We start from the raw sequence: 8,282 nt of genomic DNA, 5'->3' as shown, positions 1-8,282 counted from the left end.
TATCGAGATCACGCCGAGATGGGCAGGGGGCGGTAGCGCCGGTTCTGTTGCCATTCGCCGCGGATCTTGAACTCGGGCATGCCATCGGTGAACCGGATGGGGATGCCGACGTTGTGCACGTAGCTGTGGTGATGAGCGCACAAGAGCACGCCCGTTTCGGTGTTGGTCGGTCCGCCTTCTGACCAGGGGATCGCGTGGTGGGATTCGCACCATCCCGGTGGCCGGTCGCATCCGGGATAGGCGCACCCACCGTCGCGTTGGGCCATACCGAGTCGTTGTGACTCGGTATGGAGTCGCTGGGCCCTGCCCACATCGAGTGGTTGGGACTTGCCGTTCATCACCATCGGCAGGATCGCCGCGTCGCACGCCAGCTTGCGCAGTTCGCTCGCGCTGACCGGGGTGCCGAACTCGGTCACACCCGCCCGGTCGGTCTCACCGCGCAGCGTTGCCTCGTCCACCGTCACGACCAGCGTCGCGGCGACGCCGCCGTGGTTGCCGTAGCAGTCACGCGGCAGGTGGCGCACGATCTCGGCGAACGCCTCGCCCGCCTTCTCGACAGGGGTGAGCGACCCGTGCGGCTCGGCCTGCTTGCGCGGAGCGGTCTTGGACTCGATCACCGCACGCAGGACGTCCGCGGCCAGCTGGTCGGTCTTCCCGCCGAACGGCACCAGGCCGGTCTCTTCATCGGGACGGCCGATCCAGAACTCGCTCAAGCGCCGCTGGGCGTTCTCGTCCCGCTCGAGTCGGTCGTTCTCGATCCGATCAGCCCGGTCCACGTCCACCGCCTCGATCGCACGGCGGGACTTCCGACGGAGCTGCTCGGCCGACATCACCTGCGCGGCCTCGGTCAGGTCCGCCTCCACCCGGTCGCGCTGCTCGCGCGTCAGGTCCGAGGGAAGGTCGGCGAGGGCGCTGGTCGCGATCGCGGCTTTCTGGGTCGACATGCCGGGCTTCGCCAACGCGTCCTTCACTCGCGGCGTCGCCTCGATCCGCTCGGCCAGCCGCACCTGCTGCGCCGCCTCGCGACGCGTCACGCCGGCCTCGCGCGCGATGAAGCCGGTCATGTCGACCGCATCCGTCGTCTTGTGGGCCTGCTGCCGGTTCGCCTCGGCCAGCAGGGCCATCTTCAACGCGGCGGCCTCACGCTCCAGCGCCTGCACGGCGGCCGTCTCGCTCGCGAGATCGGCGGGGGAGAGGAGCGTGAGATCACGAGCGCGCGCATCAGCCAGGAACCGCTGTCCCGACTGGAGCCCACCGATGACGTTCACGAATCCCCCGATTCACCCGAACTGAATGTCCTGAGTCTATCGCATTGGGCCCAATGAGACAAGCATTATTGTGATCTCGATTCACCGTCTCGCTGCGCTCGCCGGCACTCGATCACCGAGAGGAGCGGCACTCGCTCCGAACGTGTGTGACGCGCGTGACAGGATGCCCGGGTGACCGAGTACCGCCATGAGATCCCGATGCGGTGGGCCGACCTGGACTCACTGAACCACGTCAACAACGTCGTCTACCTGGCGTACGCGCAGAACGCGCGGGCCGTGATCGACGACCTCCCGCCGGGTCCGATCGGCGCGACGACGGTCCAGTTCAAGCGGCCGCTGCTGCTGGGTCGCAAGCCCGTCGTGGTGACCACGCGCGTCGAGGGCGGGAAGGTCCTGCAGTCCATCGGGCTCGACGGCACCGACTCGGTCTTCGCCACGGTCGAGTCCGAGTTCGGGGAGTACGCGCCGGCCGTCGAGCCGCACGAGCAGGCGCACCGCGCGCCCCTCGCGGTCCGTCACACCGATGTCGGCGCCGATGGCATCGTCACCGAGGCGCAGGTCTTCGAGCTGTTCCAGGAGACTCGCGTGCCCTTCATCGACCGGGTGCTCGAGCGCGCCACGCCCGGCAACTTCGTGCTGGGCCGCGTCGCCGCGCGCTTCCACCGCGCGATCGCGTGGCACGCGGAGCCCCTCGTGGCCCGGTCGTGGGTCTCGCGAGTCGGCAACGCGTCCTTCACGATCGACGCGCAGCTGACGGACGACGAGGGCGTGCTGGCCAGCTCCAGCGCGATCCTGGTCGGCTTCGACGCCTCGACGCAGCGCTCGCGCCAGTTCACCGAGGACGAGCGCACCCGCCTCTCGGCGCAGCTCAGTCCTGCGAGTTGATCATGAAGTTCGCGGCGTGCTGCACGTACGCCCAGAACTGCGCGTCCAGCTCGGGCTCCAGCCGGGCCGCGTCGAGGCCTGCGCGGAAGTGCTTGAGCCAGCGGTCTCGCGCGTCGGTGTTGACGACGAAGTTCGCGTGCCGCATCCGCAGGCGCGGGTGTCCGCGCTGCACCGAGTAGGCGTTCGGGCCGCCCCAGTACTGCTCCAGGAACATCGTGAGCCGCTCGGCGGCCGGACCGAGGTCCTCCTCGGGGTACATCGGCTTGAGCACCTCGTCCTGCGCGACGCCCTGGTAGAAGACGTCGACGATGAGCTCGATCGTGGCGCGTCCGCCGATCGCCTCGTAGAACGTCTCCTGCGACTGCGCTTCGGTCATGCGGTGCCTCCCGTGGGCGGAAGAGTGGTGGAGGGGATGCGGATGCCCGCCTGGTCGAACCGGCGCAGGACGCGGCTGCGCAGGGCGCGGCCGACGTCCGCCTGGTGCAGGGGAGCGGTCTTGAGGACCGTGCGCACGACGGCGCCGTCCTTGTCGAACCGCTCGACGCCCCACACCTCCGGCTCCTCGATGATGACCCCGGCGAGAGTCGACTCGGTGGAGAGCTTCTGGGACTCCTCGCGCAGGATCTGCTGCACCTGGTCGAGGTCGGAGTCGTAGGCGACCGTCACGTCGAGGACGGTGCGCGCCCACTCTTGGCTGTGGTTGCCGACGCGCAGGATCTCGCCGTTGCGCACGTACCAGACCGTGCCGTTCACGTCGCGCAGTCGCGTCACGCGCAGGCCGACCGCCTCGACGATGCCGGACGCCTCACCGACGTCGATCGCGTCGCCCACGCCGTACTGGTCCTCCAAGATCATGAAGATGCCCGAGAGGAAGTCCTTGACGAGCGTCTGGGCGCCGAAGCCCAGCGCGACGCCGAGGACGCCCGCGCCGGTCAGCAGCGGCGCGATCGGCAGGCCGCACACGCCCAGCATCATGACGATCGCGATGCTCCAGATGGCCCCGGACGCGATCGAGCGCAGCAGCGAGCCCATCGTCTCGGCGCGCTGGCGCCGCCGCTCGTTGCCGTTGGAGGCGAGGTCGGACAGGAACACGCCAGCCTTCGACTTCGCCAGCACGCCGGGCACGGGCCCCTTCGCGGCACGGCCGGTGATGCGGTTGATGAACCGGTGCGCGAGCCAGCGCAGCACCACGGCGAGAACCGCGATCAGGGCGACCTTGCCGGGCACGTCGAGCACCCACGCAGCCGTCTCGTTCAGCGTCCACGTGTCGTTCACCCCTCCACCCTACGGGGGAGCGGTGCGCGCCAGATCACGGTCGATATCATGACGCCATGAGCCTCGCCCGAGTGACCACCGCCGTGACCGCAGCCCTGCTCGCCGTCGTCGCCGTCGCGACGCCCGCCTCGGCCAGCACCGCCCCGGACACGTGGCCGCAGGGCGAGAGCCTGTCGACCCTCGAGGTGCTGGCGATCTTCGGCGGCGGCACCCTGCTGCTGTTCGTCGTCATCTGGGGCCTGGCCGCCGCGTGGAACGCGAAGGCGCAGCACCACGTGGTCGCGTCGCCCGTCAACCGCGACGCGCTCGAGGCCGAGGGCACCCCGCACCACAGCGAGCTGCCCGCCACCGAGGACCCCGCCAAGCACTGACCCTCCGGTCCCACTCGGACCACCGGACGTCGAAGGGCCCCTGACCACCGCGGTGGTCAGGGGCCCTCGTCGTGCCTGCGGTCAGCCGACCTCGCGGGCGGCGAGCGCGCGGCGCAGGTCGTCGCGACCCTCCAGGACGTAGCGGCGCGCCGCGGCCGGGGCCTTGGTGGACGCGAGCCACTCGTCGACGCGGGCGAGCGTCTCGGCGGTCGGGTTCGGCAGCGGGAACAGGTAGATCAGCGCGATCTGGCCGATCCACACGCCCATCTCGTCGATGACCGTCTCGGCCATCTGCAGGTACTTCTCGACGTAGGGCGCGAGCACCTCGGCCTGGCCCGGCACCTGGAAGCCGAGCGCGATCTGGCGGCGCGTCTCGTTGGGCGTCGAGGCGTCCTCGACGACGCGGCGCCACGCCTCGGCCTTGGCCTCGGCGGTGGGACGCAGCGCCCGCGCGCCGGCGGCGTGCTCACGACCCTGGTTGGTGTCGTCGCGCGCCAGCTCGGCGTCGATCTCGGCCTCGTCGGCGTCACCGAGGCGGGCGAGGCCGTTGACGAGCGTCCAGCGCAGGTCCGCGTCGACCTCGAGGCCCGACACCGAGCCGTCGAGCAGCTCGCGCAGCGGCTTCGGCGTGGTGGCCGCCGAGGCCATCGCGCGGGCGAAGGCGAGCTGGTGGTCGCTGCCCGGCTCGGCGGCCGAGAGCAGCTCGGACACGCCGCGCTCCCAGCGCTCGGCCAGCTCGGGGCGGACCGCGTCGGACGCGAACTGGTTGACCGCCGTCTGGGCCTGGCGCAGCAACGACGACACGGCCGTCAGGTCGGACTCGGTGCCGACGCCGGCCAGCACGAGGTCGACGAACGACGAGGCCGGCAGCTCGGCGTCGCGGGTCATGTCCCACGCCGAGCCCCAGCACAGCGCCCGCGGCAGCGACTCGGCGAACGTCCCGATGCTGCTGAGCAGCGTCTGGAACGAGCCCTCGTCGAGACGGATCTTGGCGTAGGTCAGGTCGTCGTCGTTGAGCAGGATGAGGTCCGGGCGAACCTTGCCGACCAGCTCGGCGATCTCGGTGCGCTCGCCGCGGATGTCGGTCTCGACGCGGTCGACGCGCACCAGCCGGTCGCCCTGGCGCTCGTACAGGCCGATCGCGATGCGGTGACGGCGCAGCGTCGGGTACTCCTCGTTCGCGGTCTGCTCGACCTCGAAGCGGGTGAACGTGCCGGACTCGTCGACGTCGAAGTCCGCGCGCAGCGTGTTGACGCCCGAGGTCTGCAGCCACTCGGCCGCCCAGCTGTCGAGCTCGCGGCCCGAGGCCTCGGACAGCTCGGCGAGCAGATCCTTCAGCTCGGTGTTGCCGTAGGCGTACTTGCCGAAGTAGCTGCGCAGCCCGGCGAAGAAGTCCTCCTCGCCGACCCAGGCGACGAGCTGCTTGAGCGCCGAGGCGCCCTTGGCGTACGTGATGCCGTCGAAGTTCGCCTCGACCGCGTGCAGGTCGTAGTTGTCGGCGGCGATGGGGTGGGTCGTGGGCAGCTGGTCCTGGCGGTAGGCCCAGTTCTTGCGGTTGTTGGTGAAGCCCGTCCACGCGTCGGTGAAGCGCGTCGCCTTGACCGAGGAGTGGTGCGCGGCGAACTCGGCGAACGACTCGTTCAGCCACAGGTCGTCCCACCACTTCATGGTCACCAGGTCGCCGAACCACATGTGCGCCATCTCGTGCAGGATCGTGTTGGCGCGCTGCTCGTAGGCCGAGACCGTCTGGCGGCTGCGGAAGATCATCTCGTCGCGGAACGTCACGCAGCCCGCGTTCTCCATCGCGCCCATGTTGTACTCGGGCACGAAGAGCTGGTCGTACTTGCCGAACGGGTAGCCCATCTGGAAGGCGCCCTCGAAGAACTCGAAGCCCTGCTTCGTCACGAGGATGATGTCGTCGGCGTCGAGGTACGGCACGAGCGACTGCCGGCAGAAGACGCCGAGCGGGATCTCGCCGTACTCGCCGGCGTAGGAGTCGCGCACCTCGTGGTACTCGCCGGCGACGAGGGCGGTGATGTAGGTGCTCATCTTCTTCGTGGGGGCGAAGTGCCACACGGCGCGGCCCTCGTCGAGGGCCTCCGGCTCGGGCGTGGGGGAGTTCGAGACGACCTTCCAGTGCGCCGGCGCGGTCACGTGGAACGTGAACTCCGCCTTGAGGTCGGGCTGCTCGAACGTGGCGAACACGCGGCGGGCGTCGGGCACCTCGAACTGCGTGTAGAGGTAGACGCGGTCGTCGGCCGGGTCCACGAAGCGGTGCAGGCCCTCGCCCGAGTGCGAGTACAGGCACGTGCCGGCGACGACGAGCTCGTTCTGTGCCTCCAGGCCGTCGATCGGGATGCGACTGTCCTGGTAGGAGGCCCCATCGAGCTCACGGCCGTTCAGCGTCACGGAGGTCAGCTCGCCGTCGACGAGGTCGACGAAGGACGAGGAGCCGGGCTCCGCGGCGAACCGCAACGTGGTGACGGAGCCGAAGCGCTCGCCCTCGAGCGTCAGGTCCAGAGCGATGTCGTAGGTGGCGTCCGAGATGACGGATGCGCGCTCGCGGGCTTCTTCGCGAGTGAGGTTGGTACCGGGCATGCTCCTACTCTTCCACCCGCCGCCCACCCTGTCCGGACGAGCCCGACGTGACCTGTCCGACGCCGCGCGTTCCGCGCGGGACGGATCAGCCCCGGTCCGGCAGGATGGAGCCCATGCAGATCCCCTTCGCCGCGTCCGAGCGATCCACGATCGGCGTGGAGTGGGAGCTGGCGCTCGTCGACCAGGACTCCGGCGACCTGCGCCAGGTGGCCCAGACGGTCCTCGACGCGGTCGCGCCGGGACAGGACGTCGAGCACCCGCACATCAAGCAGGAGCTGCTGCTCAACACCGTCGAGGTCGTCACCGGCGTCTGCAGCACCGTCCGCGAGGTCACCGAGGACCTGCAGCGCAGCATCGACGAGATCCGCGCGATCACCGATCCGCTGCGCGTCGAGCTGATGTGCGCGGGCACGCACCCGTTCGCGCGGTGGACGCAGCAGAAGGTCACGGACAAGCAGCGCTACGCGACCTTGATCGACCGCACGCAGTGGTGGGGCCGCCAGATGCTGATCTACGGCGTGCACGTCCACGTCGGCATCGAGGACCGCGACAAGGTGCTGCCGATCAGCCGGGCGATGCTGACCCACTACGGGCACTTCCAGGCGCTCAGCGCGTCGAGCCCGTTCTGGGGCGGCCAGGACACCGGCTACGCCTCGAACCGCGCGCTCATGTTCCAGCAGCTGCCCACGGCGGGCCTGCCGTTCCAGTTCGACCACTGGTCCGAGCTGGAGCACTACGTCGACGACATGCTCAAGACCGGTGTGATCGACGTGTTCGACGAGATCCGCTGGGACATCCGGCCCTCGCCGAAGTTCGGCACCCTCGAGATGCGCATCTGCGACGGCATCCCCACGATGTCCGAGCTGGCCAGCATCGCCGCCCTGACGCACTGCCTCGTCGAGCACTACTCGCGCGAGCTCGACGCCGGGCGCGAGCTGCCGTCGATCCCGTCGTGGTTCGCGCAGGAGAACAAGTGGCGGGCCGCCCGCTACGGCATGGACGCGATCCTCATCCTCGACCGCGACGCGCGCGAGGAGCTGGTGACCGACGACCTCGAGCGCCTGCTGGTGCAGCTCGAGCCGGTCGCCGTCGCGCTGGACTGCGCCGAGGAGCTGGCCGGCGTGCGCGACATCATCAACGAGGGCGCGTCGTACGAGCGCCAGCGCGCGGTCGCCGCGCGCAACGGGGGAGCGGTCGAGACGGTGGTCGCGGCGCTCATCCAGGAAATGCGCGCGGGCCGTCCGGTGTTGAAGCCGTCATGACCACCACCGAGACCGTCGACCTCTGGTTCGACCCGCTGTGCCCCTGGGCCTGGATGACCTCCCGCTGGATCCTCGAGGTCGAGCAGGTGCGTCCCGTCCGCACCTCGTTCCACGTCATGAGCCTGTCCGCCCTCAACGAGGGCAAGGACGTGCCGGACGAGTACCGCGAGATGATCGAGCGCGGCTGGGGCCCCGTCCGGATCTGCATCGCCGCGGAGCAGCAGCACGGCAACGAGGTCCTGCGCGACCTCTACACCGCGCTCGGCACGCGCCACCACAACCAGGGCCGTGAGTTCGACCGCGCGCTGTACGAGGAGGCCCTCGCCGAGGCCGGCCTGCCGGTGGAGCTGGCCGACGCCGCCGACGACTCCTCGCTCGACGAGGCGGTCCGCGCGTCGCACGCCGACGGCATCGGCCGCGTGGGCGAGGAGGTCGGCACGCCCGTCATCGCGATCGGCGACATCGCCTTCTTCGGCCCCGTCATCTCCCCGGCGCCCAAGGGCGAGCAGGCCGGCGTCGTCTTCGACGGCGCCCGTGCCCTGGCGTCCTACGACGGCTTCTTCGAGCTCAAGCGCACGCGCACCCGCGAGCCGATCTTCGACTGAGCCGCCGCCCGGTGATCG

Annotated in this window: 8 protein-coding genes; 4 read left to right on the top strand and 4 right to left on the bottom strand. The window is 70.1% G+C overall.

Annotated elements, in window-relative coordinates; translation table 11 throughout:
• Positions 1–8: 8 nt before the first annotated feature.
• Positions 9–1,268: an HNH endonuclease signature motif containing protein gene (locus tag AB3M81_RS13470; protein WP_412904423.1), complete on the bottom strand. Its 1,260-nt coding sequence runs from the start codon at positions 1,266–1,268 to the stop codon at positions 9–11.
• Between the two features lie 171 nt (positions 1,269–1,439).
• On the opposite strand from AB3M81_RS13470, the gene AB3M81_RS13465 reads away from it, so the two are divergent.
• Positions 1,440–2,153, top strand: a complete 714-nt coding sequence (locus AB3M81_RS13465) for a thioesterase family protein (protein ID WP_412904422.1) — start codon at positions 1,440–1,442, stop codon at positions 2,151–2,153.
• Here AB3M81_RS13465 and AB3M81_RS13460 read toward each other — a convergent pair.
• Positions 2,137–2,529 carry a globin gene (locus AB3M81_RS13460; RefSeq protein ID WP_412904421.1) on the bottom strand — a complete coding sequence of 131 codons (393 nt, stop codon included), beginning with the start codon at positions 2,527–2,529 and terminating at the stop codon, positions 2,137–2,139. The two genes, AB3M81_RS13465 and AB3M81_RS13460, sit on opposite strands and share 17 nt — an antisense overlap.
• A complete protein-coding gene (locus tag AB3M81_RS13455) occupies positions 2,526–3,428 on the bottom strand; it encodes a mechanosensitive ion channel family protein (RefSeq protein WP_412904420.1) in 903 nt (300 codons plus the stop codon). The genes AB3M81_RS13460 and AB3M81_RS13455 overlap by 4 nt, the downstream gene beginning before the upstream one ends.
• 56 nt (positions 3,429–3,484) lie before the next feature.
• Here AB3M81_RS13455 and AB3M81_RS13450 point away from each other — a divergent pair, with 56 nt between their 5' ends.
• Positions 3,485–3,799, top strand: coding sequence for a hypothetical protein (locus tag AB3M81_RS13450; RefSeq protein ID WP_412904419.1), 315 nt, complete (start codon positions 3,485–3,487; stop codon positions 3,797–3,799).
• Between the two features lie 81 nt (positions 3,800–3,880).
• On the opposite strand, the gene pepN is transcribed toward AB3M81_RS13450, so the two are convergent.
• Entirely contained in the window at positions 3,881–6,397 is a 2,517-nt protein-coding gene (gene pepN / locus AB3M81_RS13445; RefSeq protein WP_412904418.1) for an aminopeptidase N, read from the bottom strand.
• Positions 6,398–6,510: 113 nt separating this feature from the next.
• Between pepN and AB3M81_RS13440 the strand changes: the two genes are divergently transcribed.
• Positions 6,511–7,659 carry a glutamate--cysteine ligase gene (locus tag AB3M81_RS13440; RefSeq protein WP_412904417.1) on the top strand — a complete coding sequence of 383 codons (1,149 nt, stop codon included), beginning with the start codon at positions 6,511–6,513 and terminating at the stop codon, positions 7,657–7,659.
• Complete coding sequence (locus AB3M81_RS13435; protein WP_412904416.1) at positions 7,656–8,264, top strand: mycothiol-dependent nitroreductase Rv2466c family protein; 609 nt, start codon at positions 7,656–7,658, stop codon at positions 8,262–8,264. The genes AB3M81_RS13440 and AB3M81_RS13435 overlap by 4 nt, the downstream gene beginning before the upstream one ends.
• Positions 8,265–8,282 lie beyond the last annotated feature (18 nt).

The sequence above is a fragment of the Aeromicrobium jepli genome (genome assembly GCF_047246605.1).
GTDB lineage: Bacteria > Actinomycetota > Actinomycetes > Propionibacteriales > Nocardioidaceae > Aeromicrobium.
Note: the sequence above shows the minus strand (reverse complement) of the source record. Positions and strands in the feature narration are given on the sequence as shown.

Coding starts and splice junctions, on each gene's coding strand:
- AB3M81_RS13460 (WP_412904421.1), bottom strand. CDS start 2,529: ATGACCGAAGCGCAGTCGCAGGAGACGTTCTACGAGGCGATCGGCGGA.
- AB3M81_RS13450 (WP_412904419.1), top strand. CDS start 3,485: ATGAGCCTCGCCCGAGTGACCACCGCCGTGACCGCAGCCCTGCTCGCC.
- pepN (WP_412904418.1), bottom strand. CDS start 6,397: ATGCCCGGTACCAACCTCACTCGCGAAGAAGCCCGCGAGCGCGCATCC.
- AB3M81_RS13440 (WP_412904417.1), top strand. CDS start 6,511: ATGCAGATCCCCTTCGCCGCGTCCGAGCGATCCACGATCGGCGTGGAG.
- AB3M81_RS13435 (WP_412904416.1), top strand. CDS start 7,656: ATGACCACCACCGAGACCGTCGACCTCTGGTTCGACCCGCTGTGCCCC.